This is a genomic window from Roseibium sediminis, assembly GCF_008711325.1.
GTDB classification, from domain to species: Bacteria; Pseudomonadota; Alphaproteobacteria; order Rhizobiales; family Stappiaceae; genus Roseibium; species Roseibium sediminis.
In genome coordinates, this window is the sequence record NZ_VXDB01000017.1 from 41,610 (window position 1) to 62,516 (window position 20,907).

23 protein-coding genes are annotated in these 20,907 nt (G+C 58.8%); 5 read left to right on the plus strand and 18 right to left on the minus strand.

The genetic code is table 11. The features are described 5' to 3' along the window. Window positions 1–18: 18 nt before the first annotated feature. Genes F0155_RS16555 through F0155_RS16565 form a run of 3 tightly spaced genes read right to left on the minus strand, consistent with a single transcriptional unit; the run spans window position 19 to window position 2,848 of the window. Window positions 19–819, minus strand: a complete 801-nt coding sequence (locus F0155_RS16555; RefSeq protein ID WP_150525658.1) for an ABC transporter permease — start codon at window positions 817–819, stop codon at window positions 19–21. Then, window positions 812–1,738, minus strand: a complete 927-nt coding sequence (locus F0155_RS16560) for an ABC transporter permease (protein WP_150525659.1) — start codon at window positions 1,736–1,738, stop codon at window positions 812–814. Before F0155_RS16560 ends, F0155_RS16555 begins: the two co-directional genes overlap by 8 nt. A 3-nt stretch (window positions 1,739–1,741) precedes the next feature. Next, window positions 1,742–2,848, minus strand: a complete 1,107-nt coding sequence (locus F0155_RS16565; protein ID WP_150525660.1) for an ABC transporter ATP-binding protein — start codon at window positions 2,846–2,848, stop codon at window positions 1,742–1,744. Window positions 2,849–2,971: 123 nt separating this feature from the next. On the opposite strand from F0155_RS16565, the gene F0155_RS16570 reads away from it, so the two are divergent. Then, complete coding sequence (locus F0155_RS16570; RefSeq protein ID WP_150525661.1) at window positions 2,972–4,639, plus strand: amidohydrolase; 1,668 nt, start codon at window positions 2,972–2,974, stop codon at window positions 4,637–4,639. A 7-nt stretch (window positions 4,640–4,646) separates the two neighbouring features. On the opposite strand, the gene F0155_RS16575 is transcribed toward F0155_RS16570, so the two are convergent. Next, the gene (locus F0155_RS16575) at window positions 4,647–5,678 is read right to left on the minus strand and encodes an L-idonate 5-dehydrogenase (protein ID WP_150525662.1); all 1,032 of its coding nucleotides are present in this window, start codon (window positions 5,676–5,678) and stop codon (window positions 4,647–4,649) included. 141 nt (window positions 5,679–5,819) lie between these two features. Between F0155_RS16575 and F0155_RS16580 the strand changes: the two genes are divergently transcribed. Genes F0155_RS16580 through F0155_RS16590 form a run of 3 tightly spaced genes read left to right on the plus strand, consistent with a single transcriptional unit; the run spans window position 5,820 to window position 8,159 of the window. Further along, on the plus strand, window positions 5,820–6,593 hold the full coding sequence (locus tag F0155_RS16580; RefSeq protein ID WP_150525663.1) for an SDR family oxidoreductase: 774 nt from the start codon (window positions 5,820–5,822) through the stop codon (window positions 6,591–6,593). 5 nt (window positions 6,594–6,598) lie between these two features. Then, window positions 6,599–7,099, plus strand: coding sequence for a gluconokinase (locus tag F0155_RS16585; protein ID WP_150525664.1), 501 nt, complete (start codon window positions 6,599–6,601; stop codon window positions 7,097–7,099). Between the two features lie 37 nt (window positions 7,100–7,136). Next, on the plus strand, window positions 7,137–8,159 hold the full coding sequence (locus F0155_RS16590) for a LacI family DNA-binding transcriptional regulator (protein WP_150525665.1): 1,023 nt from the start codon (window positions 7,137–7,139) through the stop codon (window positions 8,157–8,159). A gap of 19 nt (window positions 8,160–8,178) precedes the next feature. Here F0155_RS16590 and tolA read toward each other — a convergent pair whose 3' ends face one another. The 10 genes from tolA to F0155_RS16640 all read right to left on the minus strand — a co-directional run bounded on the left by tolA (window position 8,179) and on the right by F0155_RS16640 (window position 15,132). After that, window positions 8,179–9,141: a cell envelope integrity protein TolA gene (tolA, locus tag F0155_RS16595; protein WP_150525666.1), complete on the minus strand. Its 963-nt coding sequence runs from the start codon at window positions 9,139–9,141 to the stop codon at window positions 8,179–8,181. Continuing rightward, a complete protein-coding gene (locus F0155_RS16600; protein ID WP_150525667.1) occupies window positions 9,138–9,548 on the minus strand; it encodes an ExbD/TolR family protein in 411 nt (136 codons plus the stop codon). Before F0155_RS16600 ends, tolA begins: the two co-directional genes overlap by 4 nt. A gap of 4 nt (window positions 9,549–9,552) precedes the next feature. Further along, window positions 9,553–9,933, minus strand: a complete 381-nt coding sequence (locus F0155_RS16605) for a biopolymer transporter ExbD (protein WP_150525668.1) — start codon at window positions 9,931–9,933, stop codon at window positions 9,553–9,555. Further along, a complete protein-coding gene (locus tag F0155_RS16610; RefSeq protein ID WP_150525669.1) occupies window positions 9,923–10,642 on the minus strand; it encodes a MotA/TolQ/ExbB proton channel family protein in 720 nt (239 codons plus the stop codon). Before F0155_RS16610 ends, F0155_RS16605 begins: the two co-directional genes overlap by 11 nt. Window positions 10,643–10,651: 9 nt before the next feature. Further along, the gene (locus F0155_RS16615) at window positions 10,652–11,122 is read right to left on the minus strand and encodes a hypothetical protein (protein WP_150525670.1); all 471 of its coding nucleotides are present in this window, start codon (window positions 11,120–11,122) and stop codon (window positions 10,652–10,654) included. Then, a complete protein-coding gene (locus F0155_RS16620) occupies window positions 11,119–11,439 on the minus strand; it encodes a DUF2218 domain-containing protein (RefSeq protein WP_204934510.1) in 321 nt (106 codons plus the stop codon). Before F0155_RS16620 ends, F0155_RS16615 begins: the two co-directional genes overlap by 4 nt. A 126-nt stretch (window positions 11,440–11,565) precedes the next feature. After that, on the minus strand, window positions 11,566–12,414 hold the full coding sequence (locus tag F0155_RS16625) for a metal ABC transporter permease (protein WP_150525671.1): 849 nt from the start codon (window positions 12,412–12,414) through the stop codon (window positions 11,566–11,568). Then, window positions 12,415–13,305: a metal ABC transporter permease gene (locus tag F0155_RS16630; protein WP_150525672.1), complete on the minus strand. Its 891-nt coding sequence runs from the start codon at window positions 13,303–13,305 to the stop codon at window positions 12,415–12,417. Beyond that, window positions 13,302–14,174 carry a manganese/iron ABC transporter ATP-binding protein gene (locus F0155_RS16635; protein WP_150525673.1) on the minus strand — a complete coding sequence of 291 codons (873 nt, stop codon included), beginning with the start codon at window positions 14,172–14,174 and terminating at the stop codon, window positions 13,302–13,304. Before F0155_RS16635 ends, F0155_RS16630 begins: the two co-directional genes overlap by 4 nt. A gap of 55 nt (window positions 14,175–14,229) precedes the next feature. Further along, on the minus strand, window positions 14,230–15,132 hold the full coding sequence (locus tag F0155_RS16640) for a metal ABC transporter substrate-binding protein (RefSeq protein ID WP_150525674.1): 903 nt from the start codon (window positions 15,130–15,132) through the stop codon (window positions 14,230–14,232). Window positions 15,133–15,379: 247 nt separating this feature from the next. Here F0155_RS16640 and F0155_RS16645 point away from each other — a divergent pair, with 247 nt between their 5' ends. Then, a complete protein-coding gene (locus F0155_RS16645; RefSeq protein ID WP_150525675.1) occupies window positions 15,380–17,467 on the plus strand; it encodes a 3-hydroxyacyl-CoA dehydrogenase NAD-binding domain-containing protein in 2,088 nt (695 codons plus the stop codon). 87 nt (window positions 17,468–17,554) lie between these two features. Here F0155_RS16645 and F0155_RS16650 read toward each other — a convergent pair whose 3' ends face one another. The 4 genes from F0155_RS16650 to F0155_RS16665 are packed head-to-tail and all read right to left on the minus strand — an operon-like array spanning window position 17,555 to window position 20,888. After that, window positions 17,555–18,343 (minus strand): SDR family NAD(P)-dependent oxidoreductase, encoded by a 789-nt coding sequence (locus F0155_RS16650; protein WP_150525676.1) that lies wholly within the window; start codon window positions 18,341–18,343, stop codon window positions 17,555–17,557. Beyond that, window positions 18,336–19,379, minus strand: coding sequence for a phosphotransferase family protein (locus F0155_RS16655; protein ID WP_150525677.1), 1,044 nt, complete (start codon window positions 19,377–19,379; stop codon window positions 18,336–18,338). The genes F0155_RS16650 and F0155_RS16655 overlap by 8 nt, the downstream gene beginning before the upstream one ends. 16 nt (window positions 19,380–19,395) lie before the next feature. After that, window positions 19,396–20,385, minus strand: coding sequence for an NAD(P)H-dependent flavin oxidoreductase (locus F0155_RS16660; protein WP_150525678.1), 990 nt, complete (start codon window positions 20,383–20,385; stop codon window positions 19,396–19,398). Beyond that, complete coding sequence (locus tag F0155_RS16665; protein ID WP_150525679.1) at window positions 20,382–20,888, minus strand: MaoC family dehydratase; 507 nt, start codon at window positions 20,886–20,888, stop codon at window positions 20,382–20,384. The genes F0155_RS16660 and F0155_RS16665 overlap by 4 nt, the downstream gene beginning before the upstream one ends. Between the last annotated feature and the right edge of the window lie 19 nt (window positions 20,889–20,907).

Below are 20,907 nucleotides of genomic sequence, written 5' to 3' on the forward strand. Positions count from 1 at the left end.
AATCCTTCGTTCCAACCCTCAGGCTTTCCTGCGGTTGACGAAAAAGAACATGATCACGATCAGCACCGAAAACGCCAGAAAAACGGTGGCGATCGCATTGATTTCCGGGGTCACGACCCGCCGAAGCTGCCCCAGCATGTACGTCGGCAAGGTTTCCTGGCCGCCCGACTTCACGAATTCGGTGATGACAACATCATCAAGCGATATGACAAAGGCGAGCATGAAACCGGCCATGATGCCCGGCTTCAGCAAGGGAAGAGTGATCCGCCGGAAAGCCTGCCATGGCGAGGCGTACAGGTCGGCGGCTGCCGCCTCCAGAGCACTGTCCATGCTCTCCAGCCTTGCTCGGATCGGCAAATAGGCAAAGGGAATGCAGAAGGCCGTATGCGCGGCAATCAGGTATCCAAGTCCGGTATACCCGGTCCAGACCTTGATCCGCGAGAAGACGATCAACAGAGCGACCGCCGTCACGATTTCCGGGATCATCAAGGGTTGGTTCAACACCGCATATTTGAAGGAGAGGCCCGGATAGGTCCCTTGGCGTGTGGTGGCAAGAGCGGCCATGGTTGCGGCCACTGTTGCAATGGAGGCCGCAAAGACGGCAATCACCACTGACCGAAGAGCCGCCTCCTGCACGGCCGTGTTCGACATTGCGGTCACGAACCAGCGGAGTGAAAACCCTTCCCAGACAGCGATGGATTCCCCGGCATTGAAGGCGTAGATCACCAGAACGGCAATCGGCAGATAGAGCGCGGCAAAACAGAACGCTGCGATCAGCGCAAATCCGGGCTGGGTTTTCACATCGAAGGATCTAGCCATGATGCTGGCCTCCGGAGCGTCCCGCATAACGCACGTAAACCAGCAGGGCGACCATGACCAACACCATGAGTGTGATGGATATGGCAGCCCCAAGCGGCCAATTGCGCCCTGCCCCGAACTGAAGCTCGATCAGGTTGCCCAGCATCATGTTCTTGCCGCCACCCAGAACACGCGGCGTGACATAGGCGCCAAGAGAGGGAATGAACACCAGAATAGAACCGGCAATCATGCCCGGCTTGACGATGGGAATGATGATGCGCCTGAGGACCTGAATCCGGTTGGCATAAAGGTCGTATCCTGCCTCCACCAGACGGAAATCCAGCTTCTCCATGCTCGCATACAGCGGCAGGACCATCAGCGGCAGGTACACGTAAGTCATGCCGAACAGGATGGCCCAATCGGTATAGAGGATCTGCACCGGCTCGCTGGTGATGCCGGTAGCAACGAGCACGGTGTTGATGATGCCCTCGTTGCGGATGACTTCCTGCATGGCAAAGGTTCGGATCAGGATGTTGGTCCAGAACGGAATGGTGATCAGGAACACCCAGACATCGCGCATTCTCGCCGGGCGCGTCGCAATGAAAAAGGCCGTCGGGAACCCGATCGCCAAGGTGATCAGCGTCGTCAGCAACGAAAGGCGAAGGGATCTCAGGAAGATCGTGACATTTGCATCGGCGATCGTGAGCGTGTCATCGAATATGTCGCGGGAGAAGAAGACACCGAACCAGCCGTCGGTCGAAAACTCCCAGGGCTTCACGCCCCCGTAGTCGCCCTTGGCCATGAACGAATAGGCCAGCATGACGAAAAGCGGACCAATGGCAGCGACAAACACGATCAGCAGCGCGGGCGAGGACAGAAGCCATCTGTTGCGGGTTTTTTGTCGCTGGGCGATCCGGGCCGGGGTGTCGGATGCGCTCATGGATCAGTCCTCAAGCGCCTGAACGCAGCGGTCATGCACCCGAACCCCAACGGCCTGCCCCACGGAAAATTCAAGCTTGTTGTCGGGAGAGTTCTGGGTACGGACAACAAAGTCCGGGCCATCATGAAGGCGCACGTGATAGTGGGTGCTGCTGCCGGAATAGATGATGTTGGACAGTGTGCCGCGCAGTCCCCCGTCAGCGCCCTCCGGCACCAGATCCGCGTGTTCCGGACGTATGGCTGCCGTGACCTTGCCGCTTGTTTTTGCTCCCTTCGGCAGGAATGCCTTCTCAAGACCACCGCCGGGCAATCTCAGGATTGCATGATCTTCCAGAACGCTATCGATCTCTGCGCTGAGGAAATTGGTCTCCCCGATAAAGTCCGCCACAAAGCGATCAGCCGGGCGATCATAAATTTCGGACGGAGTTCCGACCTGTCGGATAAGACCAGCGCTCATCACCGCGATCCGGTCGGACATGGTGAGAGCTTCTTCCTGATCATGGGTCACGAAGATAAAGGTGATGCCGGTCTCATTTTGAAGACGCTTCAACTCGATCTGCATTTCCTTGCGCAGCTTGTAGTCCAGCGCAGAGAGCGGTTCGTCAAGCAGGAGAACCTTTGGACTTGGAGCAAGAGCACGGGCGAGGGCAACGCGCTGCTGCTGGCCACCTGAAATCTGGTTGGTCAGGCGATCGCGCATCGGCTCCATCTTGACCAGCGCCAGCATGCGATCAACGGTGTCGCGAACCTCCGCAGCCGGACGGCCAAGCATTTCCAGACCAAAGGCGATGTTCTGCGCCACAGTCAAATGCGGGAAAAGCGCATAGCTCTGGAAAACCGTATTGACGGGCCGCTTATATGGCGGCAACAGGCCGATATCTTCGCCATGAAGAAGGATCTTGCCGCTGGTCGGATACTCAAACCCGGCAATCAGCCGCAGAAGCGTCGTCTTTCCGCAGCCGGATGGGCCGAGCAAGGTGAAGAACTCATTGTTCCGGATGCCGACTGAAATGTTGTCGAGCGCCCGAAATCCGCCGGGCTCGCCACCGAAAACCTTGCTGACGCCCGAAACGTCAATCGCCAATTCCTGCGTAGAAGGTAAGTCCGTCACGATATCCTGCCCCTCCAGAAGATAGGCGTTTCAGGCACCTTGTAAAAAAAGCTTACGGTCTATCAACGTTTGCGGCAAGATGTGATCACAACTGGCTGCAATTTTTGTTCTTCAGGAAAAGACATGACCCTCAACGCTGACATTGTCATCGAGAACGCTGCTGTCCTGACCATGGATCCTTCGGCTCCCACCGCCGAGGCAGTTGCCATTTCGGGGAACCGGATTATGGCCGTCGGCACAAGGGCCGATCTTGCGTCCTGCAAGGGCTCCGGAACTCAAGTCTTTGATGCCAATGGGTCTTCTGTGATACCGGGCTTCATCGAGAGCCACATGCATATTTATCCGGGCTCGGCGCAGATCGACCGGTTATCGCTTGCGGGCATGCATGGCCTTGAGGACATCACGAAAGCAGTTCGCGAACGTGCTGCCACTGAACCGTCAGATGAAATCCTTGTCGTGGAACAGGCGCATTACAACATTTTGGGCGATCACATTTCGCTGGATCGTCATGTGCTGGACGAGATTCTGCCGGATCGGCCGATGTGCTTCTATGCAGGCGACCATCACACGATGTGGGCCAACACGGCGGCGCTTGAAGCGTCCGGGCTCATTCACGGCAAGAAGGTCTCGCAGGGCTGCGAAGTTGTCATGGGCAGCGACGGACTTGCCAACGGCGAGTTGCGCGAATTCGAAGCCTATCAGCCCATCGTCATGATGACGCAAACGCGCGGACGCGAAGCCAACGGACTGTCCAGTGGCCGCTACTTCGGTGTGCCGGTTTCCGCCGAAGAGCGGGCCGGTGACATTGCTGCGCTCCGCCGCGGTTTTGACTATTGCGCGTCCCTTGGCATCACCAGCTTCCATAATATGGACAGCGATCCCCATCAAATGGAGTTGCTGGGCGAAATGGATGCAGCCTCGCCGCTGACCGTTCGCGCCTTCATGCCCTTCCGCATGCTGCCGGGATATCCGCTTTCAGACTATGAAATGGCGGAGGATTGGCGCCGTCGCTATGACACGCCGCGTTTGAAGATGCGTTTCGTGAAGATGTTCATCGACGGGGTGATCGAGGCCACAACGGCTTTCATGCTGGATGATTATTCCAACACACCGGGCATCAAGGGCGAGCCGCTGTTTGATCGTACGGATTTCATTGAACAGATCGTCGAGGCAGACCGGCTCGGCTTTCAGGTCGCCGTTCATGCCATAGGCGATGCGGGTGTGCGCTGGACACTCGATGCCTATGAAGAGGCCAGACGGCGCAATGGTCAACGAGATAGCCGCCACCGGATCGAACATATCGAGACCCTGGACCCGGCAGACTTGCCGCGCTTTGCCGAACTGGGCGTTATTGCTTCCGTCCAGCCAACCCACGCGCCGGGCGGCTACTATCCGATGGAACCGATTGCGACGATGCTCGGCGAGCAACGGCTCAGAACCGCCTATGCGACGGAGACGCTGCGCCAGTATGGAGCAAGGATCGCCTTTGCGAGCGACTGGCCGGTTGCCCCGCTCGACCCGCTGCTCGGCATTCAGACCGCAATGACCCGAAAGCCCCTCTACACTGGCGCGCCCGATCAGCGGTCAAGCCTGATGAATGCTCTTGCCGGATATACAACCGACGCCGCCTATACCGAGTTTGCCGAGCACGAACGCGGCCAGTTGCGCCCCGGCATGCTGGCCGACATCACGATGCTTTCAGGGAATATCGAAAATACGGCTCCGGAAGAAATCACCGGCTTGAAAGTGGGCCTCACCATTTGCGACGGGCGTGTTACCTATCAAGCCTGATGGGCGCTCAGCGGAAGTTGATTTGGACCTTCATGGCCTGACGGCGGTCGGATGCCAGTTCAAAGGCGGCTATGCTGTCATCAAGCGGCAAGCTGTGTGAGATCAGGGGTTTGACGTCGACCAGACCCTTTTTCATCAAGTCCACTCCAGTGAAAAACTCCTCGTGGAACCGGAAGGAACCACGAAGGGTGATCTCCTTGGCCGTTATTGCCTGAAGGGGAACGGTCATGTCGCCGCCGAGACCCAGCTGAACAAGTGTGCTGCGCGGCTTGAGGCAATTCACTCCTGCAGCCAATGCCGGAGCCGCGCCCGTGCATTCAAAAAGCACATCGAAACTGCCCTTGTCCCTTTCATAACCGGCGAGCCCGTCCGGCGTGGAGGTCATGTTGATGACGCGGTCAGCCCCAACCTTTCTGGCGAGGGAAAGCGTGAAATCTGACAGGTCGGTGGCCACAATTTCCGCAGCCCCGGCCCGGCGGGCCAGAAGAATGCAAAGGGCCCCGATCGGCCCGCATCCTGTGACCAGGACCCGTTTGCCAAGAAGGTCTCCCGCCTGCCGCGCTGCGTGAAGACACACGGCCAATGGCTCGGCCATGGCTGCTTCCCCTTCGGTCAGCCCATCGGCGACGGCAATTTGCGCAGCATCTGCAATCAGCGTCTGCCGGAAAGCCCCCTGAATATGCGGAAACGGCATGGCGGATCCGTAGAAGCGCATGTTGAGACAGTGATTGTGCTGACCCTTCTGGCAATAGGAACAAGTTCCACAGGGACGGGAGGGAGAAACCGCCACCAGCTGGCCGACCTCCAGTCCGCTTGTACTTGGTCCAAGTCGCCGAATATAGCCAGAGACCTCATGGCCGAGGATCATCGGCTCGCGCAGCCGGATCGCGCCAAAACCGCCATGATTGTAATAGTGCAGATCGGATCCGCAGATCCCGCCCGCAGCCAGCTCGATCTCTACCTCACCGTCGCCCGGTCTGGCCGGATCGCGCTCCTCTACCCTCAGATCCTTGGCTGCGTGAATAACAATGGTCTTCATGCAACAATCCTCGCAGCATCAGCATATGCGAACCCCGCCGACGGTCCGGATCGGACATGGCAGTTGCCAGTCCGGAGGCTCGATGTTATCGATAACATAACATGACGTAACGGCTTGTCGAGAGCAAAGGGAGATGCGCTGATGGCTCAGGGACGGGAGCTTTTTGACCTGACAGGGGAGTGTGCCCTGATCACCGGGTCTTCGCAGGGTATCGGGTTTGCGCTCGCGCGCGGACTGGCTCAGGCCGGTGCCACAATTGTCCTCAATGGTCGTGACCAGACCAAACTTGCCACTGCGGCAAACAGTCTGCGCGGCGAAGGCCACACGGTCAGCGCACTGACGTTTGATGCGACCGATCACGCCGCCGTTCGCAAGGCGATTGACGGGTTTGAGGCCGAACACGGTCCCATCAGCATTCTGGTCAACAATGCCGGCATGCAGTTTCGCACCGAGCTTCAGGACTTTCCTGCCGACAAGTTTGCCGAGCTCCTGAACACCAATGTCGCAACCGTGTTCAACGTGGGTCAAGCCTGCGCCCGCCACATGATCGAGCGGCGGCGGGGCAAGATCATCAATATTGCATCGGTGCAGACTTCGCTGGCCCGCCCGTCCATCGCACCCTACACGGCCACCAAGGGCGCGGTCGGCAACCTCACCAAGGGCATGGCCACCGACTGGGCCAAATACGGGCTTCAGTGCAACGCCATTGCGCCGGGCTATTTCGACACGCCATTGAACGCCGCCCTTGTCGCTGATCCGGAGTTCAGCGCCTGGCTGGAAAAACGCACACCAGCCGGACGATGGGGCGAGGTGGAGGAACTTGTAGGAGCCTGCGTCTTCCTTTCCAGCCGCGCTTCGAGTTTCGTCAACGGCCATACGCTCTACGTGGATGGCGGCATTACGGCGTCGCTCTGAATTCAATGGCGAAATTTGTCATCATGGGCGTTGCCGGATGCGGCAAATCGACGGTGGGAGAGGCGCTTTCGAAGGTTACAGGCGCATCTTACCGGGATGGCGACGACCTGCACCCGAAGAGCAATGTCGACAAGATGTCGGCTGGCATTCCCCTGACCGATGATGACCGGGCCCCCTGGCTTGCATTGGTGGGGCGCGAACTCGCAGCGGCTCAAGACCGCTATATGGTCGGTTGTTCGGCCTTGAAGCGGAAATACAGGGACCAGATCCGCAGTGCTGCAGGTGACGACGTGATGTTCCTGCACCTTTGTGGAAGCAGAGACGTGATCACCGCACGTATGGCGCAAAGAACGGGGCATTTCATGCCCGTGAGCCTGATCGACAGCCAGTTTGCCACCCTTGAACCGCTGGCGGATGACGAGCAGGGAACAGTCGTCGACATTGACCAACCGATTGGAGCAATCGTCGCCGAGCTGGCCGCCTTCATCAAGGATCAAGGACAATGAAGGAGCCGCTTTTTTCCCCTGCGGTTGGACGGGCTGCATGACCAAAGCCATCACCATGAAGGACGTTGCGGAAAGGGCTGGCGTTTCGCCAATGACCGTCTCGCGCGCCTTCAAGGAAGATGCCTCTGTCAACGCAGAAACCCGCCGAAACATCCTCAAGGCTGCCGACGAGCTCGGCTATGTGTTTGACAGCACGGCCTCGAACCTGCGCAGCCAAAAGACGGGATTTGTGGCAGTCACCATCCCGTCTCTGAACAACTCCAACTTTGCGGACACGGTTACGGCCATATCCGATGACCTTGCAGAACATGGTCTGCAACCGCTGCTGGGCTACACGAACTACTGCGTTGAGAGAGAAGAGGCGCTGATCGAACAGTTTCTCAGGCGCAAGCCCGAAGCCATCGTGGTCACCGGAGGGCAACACACGCATCGCGGAAGGCAGCTTCTGGAAAAGGCAAGGATTCCGGTCATCGAGATGTGGGACCAACCACAGGCCCCGGTTGCCTACAGCGTCGGATTTTCGAACGCCCGCGCCATGCATGACCTTACTGACAGACTGGTGCGCCTTGGCCACCACGAGCTCGGCTTTATTGGAGGGGGACCGCAAAGCGACACACGGGCGCAAGATAGACGAAACGGATTTATCCGCGCGGTGTCCGGCCATGGACTGGATGCCTCGCGGCTGATTGACACCACAAGCACAAACTTCTCCATCAAGGAAGCGCATCGCGCCTTTCAGGAGCTCAGAAGCCGGTTTCCCGAAGTGAAAACCGTTATTTGTGCCTCTGATCTCTATGCATTCGGAGTGCTCAGCGCCTGTCAGCGTGCCGGGATCAAGGTTCCGAACGATCTGTCGATTGCCGGATTTGGCGCATTTGAAATTGCGCCCTTTACCTGCCCGACACTTACGACCGTTGATGCCAAACCTTCAGAAATCGGCCAAAAAACTGCAGACCTTATTGCCGCACTTTTGGCGGGCGAAGCTGCGCAAGAAGTGCCAATCAATCACGAGACCCGCTATGAGCTGCTGATCCGCGAGAGCACCAGCGGATGTGTGTAGGTTTTCAGGACACCCGTGCTCACCCTTTTCCGAAGCGGATCGGCAGGGTGAAGACGAGCGATGCACGGCCGATTTCATCTGGGATCGGTGGAAGTTTGGCGCGCTTGAGGGTGGCAAGTGCTTCGCGGTCATAGACCGGGCTGCCGGATGATCGAACAACGCTTGCCCCCGAAACTCCGCCCGACTTGTTGACCGTGAAACGAAGCACGGCGGTACCGCCACGCTGACCGGCTCCGCCCGGGTATCTCTTTGCGCGATTAACCCGGGCTCGCACCACGCCGCCATATTTCGAGCTTGCCGCCTTGCCGCCATCACTCCCCTTGGCCTTGGAATGCCCGTTGGCGTTGGAACGCCCGGTCTTGGCGGTGATCTGCTCCCCACCTCTTTTCGCCGCGTGTTCTGCACCCTGACGAGCTGATCTCGATTCAGCTTTCGCAGGTGTCGGCTTTTGCGCCAGCTCTCGCCTCGTCTCGCGGCGTAGCTCTGGTTTCAGGCGCGGAGCTAAAGAGACGGCCTCACCAACCGGCTCAATGACTGCCGCCTCAGGCATGACCTGCAGGGCTTTCGGAAGGCTGGCTGTATTTGAAGGAACCGGGAGGGGTGACACCTTGCCCCGCACATTTGGCTGGATGCTTGCGCTTTGGAGCGCCACGACAGGTTCAGGACTTGCCGGGGCGATATCCGTAACGCCTTTTGCCATCACCTTTTGGACGGCGGGGGCTGGAACCTGCATCGGAGCAATGGCGGCAAGCTGAACATTCGGCTGGACGGGTTGCACAGTCGGGAGCGTGGTGACGTGAGTGACCACAGATGCAGTTGCACCAACCATCAAGTCTTCCAGAGAGCCGACAATTGAGACTTCGCCGCCTTGGGCAACGATTGCATCGGCTTCGTGATCGGCTTCACCGAAATAGCTGAAACCGGCAGCATGGGCGCTGAAGGAAACCACGAGCCCAAGAGCCAGTAAGCGATGCAGTTTCATTGGCCTGTCCCCCGCCGGGTGATGAGAACGATATCCTCAAGTCCGTCCTGTTTGAGTTGCTTCATGATCTCCTCAAGCCTGTCGGCTGGCAGGTCGCCGTCCGCCGCAATCTTGATGGGCATTTCAGGAGCCATAGGCCCGTCCGCGGTTTTTGCTTCCGACACCCAGCTTTCCAGCTCGACCGGTTCGCCGCGGGAATAAAGCTCGCCACCGCGATCGATAACCAAGGCATCTGTGGAGCGGATCACCTCATCCTCGACCATGTCGATTGGTGGCTCGACCCGTCTGGCGTCATCGCGTGCGATCGACCCTGCAAACAGGAAGAAGATCAGCATCAGGAAAACGACATTGATGAGGGGAATGGTGTTTTCCGGCGGGCGTCTTTCCGGTTTTGCGGACAGTTTCATCGGCTCAGTTCCCGGTCACCAGAACGGTCTTCAATCCGGCGGCACGCGCCAGAGAAGTCACCATGACAACATCGCGAATGGTTGCGTTTGGCCCGCTCCAGATCGCCAGCAGGGCACCTTTGGTTTCAGCCAGTGTTCTCGTGCGTTCCTCCAATTCGTCCGGCGAAACGCTTCGCCCGTTGAGGTCCATGCGACCGTCGCCATGAAGACGGAGATAGGTTGGGCGAACTTCGGCCCCTCCACCCGACGCCCCGCTTGCCATTTGTGTTGCCTGATAACGCGTGAAGCTGGAGGCAAGCATGAAAAAGAGCAGCAGCAAGAAGATGACATCGATCAATGATGTCAGACCGAGCGCCTTGCGCTGGGGTGTTGGTTCAAAGCGCATGTGCCGCACCTGACCGGGCAAGGACAAATGCGTTTTGTCCTGATGACGGCTCGCCCAGGGGCGCACCGGTGAAAAACGCCGTCACAACGCTTTCCATTTCAGCCTGTTCCCGCTCCACCCGAGCGTCCAGCCAGCCGAGGATCGCAGACACGGGGATTGCGACAGCAAGACCAACTGCAGTGGTCAAAAGAGCAACCCAGATGCCCCCGGCAAGGACTGACGGATCCACAGCAGCGCCTGCTCCCTGCATGGCCTGAAAGGCCTCGATCATCCCCAGAACCGTCCCGAACAACCCGATGAGCGGGGCAGTCTGGGCGATCATGTCCAACGGTTTCAGGAACCGACGAAGGATCAGGATCTCGCGGGCACAGACCCGCTCGATGTCCTCCTTCAACTGCCTCTCCTCCCAACCGGACTTCTGACTGGCACGCATCAGCTGCAGAAGTGTCCGCGCCATCAAGGCATCGGAGGACGCCGCCATTGCTTCTGCCTCCGATCGCTGACCGGACAGCCAAAGGGAAAGCGCTTCGCTTGAACACCGATATCGCCCGACGCCGGTTCGCAGGAACTGGACGAGCTTTGTAATGACGAGGCCTCCCGCAATGATCGAAAGCCCCAGAAGAAGGGTCACGACCGGACCACCTTGCTCCAACAGGCTCAAGAGCGAGTCAAAGCGGTCTACGGGCAGGGAAAGCGTGCCGATATTCATTGCAGGACCTCATAGGAAAAAATCGATTTCCGAGCGGGACGAGACCGACAAGGCGGACTGGCATGACGCTGAAGGTGCATCAGGGCTGCCACAGTGCCGTACCTCATTGACGAGAATGCCATCGATGGCCGAACACTCGGACGTCGCCACGTCATACTGGCGAACACGCGTCTTTCCCTCCGGCAGAACGCCGATATCAATCGCCGCATAGCCGACCACCGCCGACGCCTTGTCGAACACCACGAGATCGAGCCCCAGTCCGGCGAGATCCCCTGCCATGCCGTTTCGGGCTACAAGGGTAATGCGGCAGGACCCGGCGATGGTTTCGGCCTTGTTCAGCTGAATGGTCAGGCGTCCCTCTGCCGGTTCCGCGGCCGCTGGCAGGCAGGCCGTTCCTGCTGCCAGCATCGCAACGAGCGGTAGGACCTTGGCAAACCGGGGCAGACCTTCCCCCCGGCAGGTCACGCTTGGGAGGCTCATTTTGTGCCTCCATCCCAATTTATGGTGAGCGTCTCGCGCCAGGCAAAACGCACAAGATGGCTCTCAACGACCTGCTTCAGCCGCTCGGATTGTTCGCCCGGCTCTGCTTTGCAGGCAAAGCGCAGATCCGTCTGCGTTGCCGTGATTTGGCAGTCTCCGAACGGAAATTCGACTGTGCCCGCGTCCGGCGACCATGTGGCAGGCACCTTGTGGGCAAAATGCTTGCACAATTGCTGGAGATATTTTGAAGCGAAACCGGTGGAGACCGTGCCCTGGAAGGCCTGAGCGCCCATGATCAATCCTTCACTATCAAACATGCCGAGCCAGCTGGCCCAAGCTTATACTTGATTCAAATACTCAAGTTTTAAGTGAATGGCAAGCGCCTCCCGCTTTCTCGCCCATAGCTGGCGGAATTGCGGGAGTTTGCAAGGGACGCTAACGGATCAGAACCCGAGCCGAGGAGTGCCGGTCGCGGCCTTGATCCTTATTTGACGGTGAATAAATGCAGCGATGAATACAACCGTCATGACCAGAATGATCGTCGGGGCGGGAGCGCTGTCCAGGAAGAAACTGAGATAGGTTCCTGCCAGCATTGAACCCACGCAGACCAGAACGGCAACAACAAGCATCCAGCCGAAGCTTCGAACCAGCAGAAAGGCAATGGCGCCGGGGGCCACCAACAGGCCGACAGCGAGAATGAGTCCGACGGCAGACAGGGTCGCAACGATCGTCAACGAGAGTGCAGCCAACAGTCCGTAGTGCATGGCATTGACCGGCAAGCCCGCAGTTCTGGCCTGCGCGGGGTCAAAACTGTGCAACAGCAGGTCCTTCCATTTCAGCAGGATAAGTCCGGACACCAGAAGCGAGATCAACCCTGCCGTCCACAGGTCCTGCGACCCAACGCCGAGGATGTTGCCGAAGAGGATGTGATCAAGATGGGCATTGGTGTCTATGGAGACATAGAGAACCAGACCAATGCCGAACATGCCGGAAAAGACCACCCCCATCACGGTGTCGCGCTTCACGCGGCTGTTCTCTGCCAGATAACCGGTGAGGAGCGCGCTTCCCATTCCCGCGGCAAAGGCCCCGATGATCAGCGGCATACCCAGTACATAGGCAAGGACCACACCGGGAAGAACCGCGTGGCTGACCGCATCGCCCATCAATGCCCAGCCCTTGAGGACGAGATAGCAGGACAGCAACGCGGTCGGAATTGCAACGATCAGGCAGATCAGGAAGGCATCCTGCATGAAGGGAAAGCGGAACGGCAGCAGCAGCGCGTCGATACCCATCTAGCGGCCCTCCCTGCCAAGAGACTGCCCGTCTACCGCGGGAGAGAGCGCTTGGGCAGCACGCCTGCGCGCCGCCAAAAGGCCGTGCTTTGGGGCAAACACGAAGGCCAGAAGGAAGACCAGTGTCTGCAGCGTCACGATGATGCCGCCGGTGGCTCCGTCCAGAAAATAGCTGACATAGGCCCCGGTAAAACTCGTCACGGCGCCGATGGAAACAGACAGGATCAGCAGCCGCGAGAACCGGTCGCAGAGCAGATAGGCCGTAGCTCCCGGTGTCACGACCATGGCAATGACCAGAAAGGCGCCGACCGTCTGCATGGCCGCAACAATGCACGCGGACAGGAGAACGAAAAACACAGCCTTCAGCAACGGCGTGTTCAGGCCGATCGAGCGGGCGTGACTCTCGTCGAAAAATGTCACCATCAGGTCCTTCCACTTCAGGAGCAGGACAGCCAGAGACACAAAACCGATCACTGCAAGCTGCAGCGTGTCTTCCGGCGTGATGGCGAGAATATTGCCCATTGTAATGGTCTGAACGCTGATCGAGGTCGGGCTGAGCGACACCATGAAAAGGCCGAGCCCGAAGAAGGACGTGAAGATGATGCCAATGATGACATCGACTTTCAGCCCGGATCGTTCCGACAGAAAGAGCATGGCAACGGCGGCAAGCCCCCCCGCCAGAAAGGCACCAACGGAGAACGGCAGGCCGAGCATGTAAGCGCCCGCGACCCCCGGCACCACCGAATGCGAAAGGGCATCGCCAATCAGGGACCAGCCCTTCAGCATCAGATAGGCAGAGAGAAACGCGCAGACCCCGCCGACGAGTGCCGAGACCCACATGGCATTGACCATGTAGGAATAGGTGAATGGCTCAAGAAGCGCAGCTGTCATTCGCGCCCCTCGTTGTGGACCGTGCGTTCGCCATAGCGCACCAATGGGCGTTCATCGTCGGTCAGGATGGTGATCTGGCGCGTGTCGTCATCGTCGTGCAGGTCGGAGCCGCCGATGGTGAAATGACGCAGCACCCCGCCAAAGGCCTTTTCCAGGTTCTTTGGCGTGAACACCTTTTCGGTTGGCCCGTGGGCAAGAACAGTGCCTTTCATCAACACCGTCCGGTCACAGAACTCCGGCACGGAACCGAGATTGTGGGTGGACACCAGCATGACCCGGCCTTCGCTGCGTAGTTCCCGCAAGAGGGCAATGATCTGCTCTTCGGTTTTCACATCGACACCCGTGAAAGGTTCATCAAGCAGGATCACCTGTCCGTCCTGAGCCAGCGCGCGCGCCAGAAACACACGCTTGCGCTGCCCACCGGACAATTCGCCGATCTGGCGCCCTCGGAGGTCCTGCATGTTGACGCGCGCCAGAGCGTCATCGACAGCCTTGCGATCACGCGCAGAAGGACGCCGCAGAAAGCCCATATGGCCGTAGCGTCCCATCATGACGACATCTTCCACCAGCACCGGGAAGCTCCAGTCCACTTCCTCGGACTGAGGCACATAGGAAACCAGATTGCTTTTGAGCGCCTCGGGAACACTCCTGCCAAGCAGGGTGATTTCGCCTTGCGAGGTGGGCACAAAGCCCATGATTGCCTTGAAAAGCGTGGACTTTCCGGCGCCATTCACACCCACAAGGGCGGTGACAGACCCCTTCGGGATCTCGAAACTTGCATCATGGAGGGCCGTGAGCCCGCTTCGATAGGTGACGGTGACATTTCGCGCCCGTATCCCATCCAACGGGTCAGTATGTGTCTGGTTCACCGAATTTTCCTGCTTGCAGCCTGGAGAGGCATCTCCCGAACCATCATCATGCTTGTCAATTGGAAGTGGATGCAAGGCCGTTCGCGACCCGTTCGGACGTCACACGCAAAAGATCGAGATAGGTCGGCACGGGGCCGTCGGCCTCGCTGAGGGAATCCACATAAAGCTCACCGCCATAGGACGCGCCGGTTTCCCGCGCGACCTGCTGAGCCGGAGCGGTATTCACCGTGCTCTCGCAAAAGACGACCGGGATCGCGTTTTCCTTCACCCCGTCAATGACCTTGCGGACCTGTTGCGGCGTGCCAACCTGATCGGCGTTCATCGGCCAGAGATAAAGCTCCTTCAGCCCGAAATCGCGCGCAAGATAGCTGAATGCGCCCTCACATGTCACAAGCCACCGCTTGTCCTCCGGGAGAGCCTGAACCTTCTGGCGCAAGGGCTCAATCGTCTCTTCGACCTTCTTCTTGTAGTTGGCTGCATTCTGCTGATAGAGCGCCGCATTGTCCGGATCCTGCTCGGCGAATGCCCTTGCAATGTTGTCGATATAGATCCGTGCGGTTTCCAGGCCCATCCAGGCGTGCGGGTTGGGCTTGCCCTCATAGGATCCGGAGCGGATTGCAATCGGCTCGATCCCGTCTGTGAGCGTCACGGAGGGAACATCCCCCAAATTGCGCAGGAACTGTTCGAACCAGAGCTCCAGGTTCATTCCGTTGCGAAGCACCAGGTCCGCGTCAACGGCCCCGACAATATCCCGAGGAGTCGGTTGATATCCGTGAATTTCCGCACCGGGCTTTGTCACGGACACAACGTCAGCGGCATCTCCGGCTACATTGCGGGCCATGTCGGCCAGAACCGTAAATGTCGTCACGACCTTCATGCGCTCGCCTGCCAGAGCCGTCATCGGCACCAGCGCCGAGAGGACAGTGGCGACAGAAAGAACCTTGCGAAATCGGCGCATGAAACACTCCGGAGGGGCCAGAACTGGCATCTTCTGACGTTATTGCGAAGTGACGTGCAGAAGTCAAGCCAGTTGCAAATGATTTGCATTTGCGATTTTGACGCACCTGCCCAAAATCGGCTTTCCATACGCCCGGCGCTGATCACTGCTTGACTTCCAGTCCCCGCTTGCGAAAACTCCCCGTCCAAATCCGGATCAATAAGGTCCAGTCCCTGTTTCCCTTCAAAGCTGTCGAATAGAAGTGCCCATGACCAACACTCACGACCAGATGGTTACAGTTGAAACTTCCGGCGCTATCGCGCTTGTTGCGATCAACAATCCTCCTGTAAACGCGGCGTCCCTTGCTGTGCGCGATGGTCTGGTGAAGGCCATGGATCAACTGTCGGCGGATGATGCCATCAAGGTCGTCGCCATTTACGGCGCAGGAAAGACCTTCATTGCCGGTGCGGATATCCGTGAATTCGGAAAACCGCCGCAGGCTCCCTGGCTGCCGGATGTCTGCAACCGGATCGAGGCGATGGAAAAGCCGGTCATTTCGGTGCTGCACGGCAACGCGCTCGGCGGCGGACTGGAAGTTGCCCTGTCCACCCATGCGCGAATTGCCTTGCCTGATCTCACCATCGGCTTTCCGGAAGTCACTCTGGGCATTCTTCCGGGTGCAGGCGGCACACAGCGGGCCCCGCGCCTTGCCGGAATCCCCGCGTCTCTGGAGCTGATTACCACCGGTAACCGGGTCGGCGCTGAAGAGGCCCTGAAAATTGGCCTGATCGATGAAATCCTCAGCGGCGAACCGCGCGACCTCGCGTTGCAAAGCGCCCAAAGGGTTCTGGACGGAGATCTTGAAACCCGCCGAACCGGTGACCTTGCAACGGTTGCGGACACTGCCGCCATCGAGACAACGGCAAGCACCCTGAAGCGCAAGCAGCCGAACCTCTTTTCGCCGCATAAATGCGTTGAAGCCGTAGCCGCCAGCACGTTGCCACTGGAGGACGGCCTGAAAGAAGAGCGTCGTCTCTTCAGCGAATGCATGGAAAGCCCGCAGCGGGCTGGTCTCATTCATGCCTTCTTTGCAGAACGTGCAGTCACGAAGATCCCGGAAGCGGGCGAAACGCCGCGCCCGGTAAAACTGGTTGGCGTCATCGGCGGCGGCACCATGGGGTCGGGCATTGCAACCGCCTGTCTGCTTGCAGGACTGGACGTGATCCTGGCCGAGCGCGACGAAGCGGGTCTTGAGCGGGGCCGGACCATTATCACCGGCAATCTGGACGGAGCAGTCAAACGCGGCAAGCTTTCGGACGCTGGCCGGACCGAGATCCTTGAGACCAAACTCAAGACAACCACCGACTATGCCAGCTTCGCTGCGGCCGATCTTGTCATTGAGGCCGTGTTTGAGGACATGGGTGTCAAGAAGGACGTCTTCAGCCAGCTGGATGCGATCTGCCGTCCGGGCGCGATCCTTGCCACGAACACATCCTATCTCGATATCAACGAGATCGCCGCTGCCACCAGCCGCCCGCAAGATGTGATCGGCCTGCATTTCTTCTCGCCAGCCCATGTGATGAAATTGCTCGAAGTGGTGGTCGCCGATAAGACCGCGCCCGACGCAGTGGCGACCGGCTTCGCGCTTGGCAAGCAGCTCAAGAAGATTGCAGTGCGCGCCGGGGTCTGCGACGGCTTTATCGGCAACCGCATCCTGAACACCTACAAGAAGGCCGCCGACTACCTGATGATGGATGGGGCCAGCCCTGAAGAGGTTGATCAGGCCATGGTGAATTATGGCTTCGCCATGGGACCGTTTGCGGTTGGAGACCTCTCGGGTCAGGACATCGGCTGGGCGGCGCGCAAGCGACAGGCCCCGAACCGTTCCCCGAATGAGCGCTATATCGCCATTCCGGACCGCCTGTGCGAAGCCGAGCTCTTCGGACGCAAAACGGGCCAAGGCTACTATGTCTATGGAGAGGGTGCGCCAACGCTCAATCCGGCCGCTGTTGCCATCATCGAAGCGGAAAGAGCCAAGGCAGGCGTCACACCCCGCTCCTTTTCGGAAGAGGAGATCACTGCCCGGATCATGACCGCCATCATCAAGGAAGCTATCAGCATTCTTGAAGACGGCATCGCGCTCCGACCGATTGATATCGATGCGGTCTATCTCTTTGGATATGGCTTCCCGCGCTTCCGCGGTGGGCCGATGCACACGGCAGATGCCATCGGTGCCAGCGAACTGGTGCGACGGATCGAAACCTATGCGCAGGAGGATGCCTTCTTCTGGAAGGTGCCAAAGCTGCTGCGGGAAACGGCCGAGCGCGGCGGGAAATTCGCTGAACTCAACGGCTAGAGCACGTCACGCATTCCCTGACGACGAAGCGGTATCCACTTCGCCTGGAAATGCTCTACACAGGTTCGTCGAACCAGATGACAGCGATCAGATGGTGGTCAAACCGCCATCCACGGCTATCGTCTGCCCGGTCATGGCCGAATTACCAGGTGAACAGATCCAGAGCATCGCATCGACCACTTCTTCAGGAAGAATGGTCCGTTTCATCGGGATGCGCGTCGCGAGCCGGAGGGCTGCTTCGTCTTCCGTCAGGCCGTGACGATCCGCCAATTGCTCCGCAATTTGACCAAGCATTGGCGTTTGCGAAAAGGCCGGACAAAGGGCGTTGATCCGGATCCCCTTGCTAGCAACTTCGTCCGCGGCTGAACGGGTCAAGCCGACAACCGCATGTTTGGAGGCCGCATAGGCCGAGAGATATCCGGCTCCAACCAGTCCTGCGACGGAGGAAACATTGAGGATCACTCCCTTGCCCTGCTGAATCATGGGCGGAATCTGGTACTTGAGACCGAGAAAAACACTTCGTGCGTTGACCGCCATCATGTGTTCAAAGGTCTCAAGATCCAGAGAGGGCAACGGCACCAAGGCATGAACCCGCCCGGCGTTGTTGATGGCGATATCAAGCTGGCCATATTCTTCAAGAACCGCCTTGATATGCCCCGACACCTGCAGTTGCGAAGTGACATCCACCTGCTCGAAAAAAACACGATGCCCCTTCGTTTGCAGTTGTGCTGCGACTTCGCTCAGCTGATCCCCATCCAGATCAGAGAGCGCCAGAAGCGCGCCTTCTTCACCGAAACGCTGTGCGGCAAGGCGTCCAAATCCGCTTGCAGCACCGGTGATCTGGACGACCAGACCCTCGTAACGGCGTTCACCCATGAGCAGCTCCAAGACCTGCCGCCCGCAGCCCGTCTTCTGCAAATCCCGGCACATAGGCCCCAAGCTGCAGGCCGCGCTCAGGGTCAGCGCCGTTTCCATCAAGCGCCCGCTTCTTCACCCCTTGCAGGATCGCGGCCATGCGAAAGGCCGCAAAGGCGACATAGAACCTGAAATTCTCCGGCGCACTGATACCCATATGACGGCAGTATTCTGCGACAAACGCCTCATTTGACGGTATGCCCAGCGCCGACCTGTCAACACCCAAAAGGCCACGACTATCCGGACCTGTCGGGCGTCCCCATTGCATGACAAGGGCAGCAAGATCGGCAAAGGGATGGCCGAGAGTGGAGAGCTCCCAGTCTAGAACAGCAGCACAGTTTGGACCGCCGCGATCAAACAGCAGGTTGTCGATACGGAAATCCCCGTGAACCAATGTCCGCAGACCATCGTCCGCTGGCAGGTTCGCCTCAAGCCAGCTTATCAAGCTATCCATCGCCGGAATGACTTCGGTTTCTGAGGCTCTGTACTGGCGGGTCCAACGACTGAGCTGGCGTTCATAATAGTTGCCGTCCGGCCCGTAGTCCTTTAGGCCAACGGCCTCCAGGTTGACGGAGTGGATGGTGGCAAGGACACGTGCCATTTCCATATAAATGGAACGCCGTTCATCCGCAGAAACATCGGGCACACGCGGATCATCAAAGGATCGTCCGCGAACCTCTGCCATGAGGTAGAACATGGAGCCCAGAACGCTGTCATCTTCGCAAAGGGCAATCATCCGGGCGACCGGCACCGCGGTTCCCGCGAGTGCTTGTTGAACGCGAAATTCACGGTCCACGGCATGCGCCGATTTCAGGAGGTCCCCGAAAGGCTTACGCCGCAAGATGAAGTTCTTGCCCGATGCGGTGAGCCGATACGTCGGGTTGGACTGCCCGCCCGAGATGGGTGATAGCTCAACCGAACCGTCGATCCCTTCAACATGCTCGCTGAGCCATAGGGAAAGACGCCCTCTATCAAGTTGCTCGGCGTCTCCTGACATGGGCTTGTCATCTCCCCTAAACGGCCATCGCGGCAAGGCGGGCATGCGCAGCGCGATATTCCTGTTCAATCCGGTCGACCACTTCCCCGGCAGAAACCACAGACTTGATCGCCCCGATACCCTGACCGGAGCCCCAGACCTCCGACCATGCCTTGGGCTTCTTACTTCCGTCCTTGAAGTTCATGGAGGACGGATCGGCTTCCGGCAGGTTCTCCGGATCAAAGCCCGCACGGGCGATGGACGGCTTCAGATAGTTGCCGGATATGCCGGTAAAGAGGGTCGAGGTAGTGATGTCTTCCGCGCCGCACTCAACCAGCATCTGTTTGTAGTCAGGCACCGCGTTTGCCTCTTTCGTTGCGACAAAGGCGGACCCGATATAACCAAGGTCAGCCCCCAGCACACAGGCGGCCAGCAGCGCTTCCCCGGTCGCGATCGAGCCGGACAACAGCAGCGGGCCGTCAAACCACTCGCGGATTTCCCGGATCAAGGCGAACGGGGATTGCGGACCGGCATGACCACCTGCGCCAGCCGCAACAGCAATCAGGCCATCCGCCCCCTTTTCAATCGCCTTGTGCGCGAAGGTGTTGTTGATGATGTCGTGAAGGGCAATTCCGCCGCAGGAGTGCGCTGCTTCATTGACCTCTGGCCGCGCGCCCAGCGACGTGATCCAGATCGGCACCTTCCACCTTGCACAGATTTCCAGATCGCGCTCCAACCGCTCGTTGGAGCGATGAACAATCTGGTTGACGGCAAAGGGAGCTGCCGGTCTGTCCGGGTTTGCCTGATTATGCCGATCAAGCTCCTCCGTGATCTGCTTCAGCCAGATTTCCAGCATGATCGGATCGCCCGGAGCCTCCCTTGCATTGAGCGCCGGGAAACTGCCGACGATACCTGCCTTGCACTGGGCAATGACAAGATCGGGGCAGGACACGATGAAAAGTGGGGCGGCAACTGCGGGAATGCGAAGCCCCTGAAGGACCGGCGGCAGGTTTCTGGGCTCGTTCATGCTTGCGTTTCTCCGCTGGGCACAGGGTCATTCTCGTTCAGGTAAAAGCGGTTGATCCATTCGGCGGTCAGTGCCGGGCGCTTTCCGCCTTCACTCTCAACAGTGACGGACCACACCACGTCGACTTCGCAGTTTTTTCGCTCTTCAAGGCTCAAAAGCACAAACCTGCCCCGAACCCGTGCTCCCGACTTCACGGGAGACAGGAAGCGGATCCTGTCAAATCCGTAGTTGATCCCCATGCGTGTGCCGATGATAGCGGGGGTGGCATCCAGCGCCATCGCAGACAGAAGGGAAAGTGTCAGGAACCCGTGCGCTATCGTTGTTTCAAGACCAGCCTCGGAACGCGCACGTTCCGGATCAATATGGATGAACTGATGGTCCTCGGTTACATCCGCAAAGGCGTCGATCCGGTCCTGTCCGATGGCAAACCATCTGGAAATGCCCACTTCCACTTTGACCAATTGCCTGATTTCTTCCACGCGCGCTTCCGTCTGTTCCTGCAAGCCCACTGTCACCTCACCT

What these genes read in the sequence shown, in the direction of transcription:
- F0155_RS16640 (WP_150525674.1), bottom strand. Translation starts at nt 15,132, where the DNA reads ATGCGCCGATTTCGCAAGGTTCTTTCTGTCGCCACTGTCCTCTCGGCG.
- F0155_RS16655 (WP_150525677.1), bottom strand. Translation starts at nt 19,379, where the DNA reads ATGTCAGGAGACGCCGAGCAACTTGATAGAGGGCGTCTTTCCCTATGG.
- F0155_RS16625 (WP_150525671.1), bottom strand. Translation starts at nt 12,414, where the DNA reads ATGGGTATCGACGCGCTGCTGCTGCCGTTCCGCTTTCCCTTCATGCAG.
- F0155_RS16630 (WP_150525672.1), bottom strand. Translation starts at nt 13,305, where the DNA reads ATGACAGCTGCGCTTCTTGAGCCATTCACCTATTCCTACATGGTCAAT.
- F0155_RS16575 (WP_150525662.1), bottom strand. Translation starts at nt 5,678, where the DNA reads ATGAAGACCATTGTTATTCACGCAGCCAAGGATCTGAGGGTAGAGGAG.
- F0155_RS16590 (WP_150525665.1), top strand. Translation starts at nt 7,137, where the DNA reads ATGACCAAAGCCATCACCATGAAGGACGTTGCGGAAAGGGCTGGCGTT.
- F0155_RS16555 (WP_150525658.1), bottom strand. Translation starts at nt 819, where the DNA reads ATGGCTAGATCCTTCGATGTGAAAACCCAGCCCGGATTTGCGCTGATC.
- F0155_RS16605 (WP_150525668.1), bottom strand. Translation starts at nt 9,933, where the DNA reads ATGCGCTTTGAACCAACACCCCAGCGCAAGGCGCTCGGTCTGACATCA.
- F0155_RS16620 (WP_204934510.1), bottom strand. Translation starts at nt 11,439, where the DNA reads ATGTTTGATAGTGAAGGATTGATCATGGGCGCTCAGGCCTTCCAGGGC.
- F0155_RS16560 (WP_150525659.1), bottom strand. Translation starts at nt 1,738, where the DNA reads ATGAGCGCATCCGACACCCCGGCCCGGATCGCCCAGCGACAAAAAACC.
- F0155_RS16585 (WP_150525664.1), top strand. Translation starts at nt 6,599, where the DNA reads ATGGCGAAATTTGTCATCATGGGCGTTGCCGGATGCGGCAAATCGACG.
- tolA (WP_150525666.1), bottom strand. Translation starts at nt 9,141, where the DNA reads ATGAAACTGCATCGCTTACTGGCTCTTGGGCTCGTGGTTTCCTTCAGC.
- F0155_RS16580 (WP_150525663.1), top strand. Translation starts at nt 5,820, where the DNA reads ATGGCTCAGGGACGGGAGCTTTTTGACCTGACAGGGGAGTGTGCCCTG.
- F0155_RS16600 (WP_150525667.1), bottom strand. Translation starts at nt 9,548, where the DNA reads ATGAAACTGTCCGCAAAACCGGAAAGACGCCCGCCGGAAAACACCATT.
- F0155_RS16610 (WP_150525669.1), bottom strand. Translation starts at nt 10,642, where the DNA reads ATGAATATCGGCACGCTTTCCCTGCCCGTAGACCGCTTTGACTCGCTC.
- F0155_RS16650 (WP_150525676.1), bottom strand. Translation starts at nt 18,343, where the DNA reads ATGGGTGAACGCCGTTACGAGGGTCTGGTCGTCCAGATCACCGGTGCT.
- F0155_RS16645 (WP_150525675.1), top strand. Translation starts at nt 15,380, where the DNA reads ATGACCAACACTCACGACCAGATGGTTACAGTTGAAACTTCCGGCGCT.
- F0155_RS16660 (WP_150525678.1), bottom strand. Translation starts at nt 20,385, where the DNA reads ATGAACGAGCCCAGAAACCTGCCGCCGGTCCTTCAGGGGCTTCGCATT.
- F0155_RS16570 (WP_150525661.1), top strand. Translation starts at nt 2,972, where the DNA reads ATGACCCTCAACGCTGACATTGTCATCGAGAACGCTGCTGTCCTGACC.
- F0155_RS16615 (WP_150525670.1), bottom strand. Translation starts at nt 11,122, where the DNA reads ATGAGCCTCCCAAGCGTGACCTGCCGGGGGGAAGGTCTGCCCCGGTTT.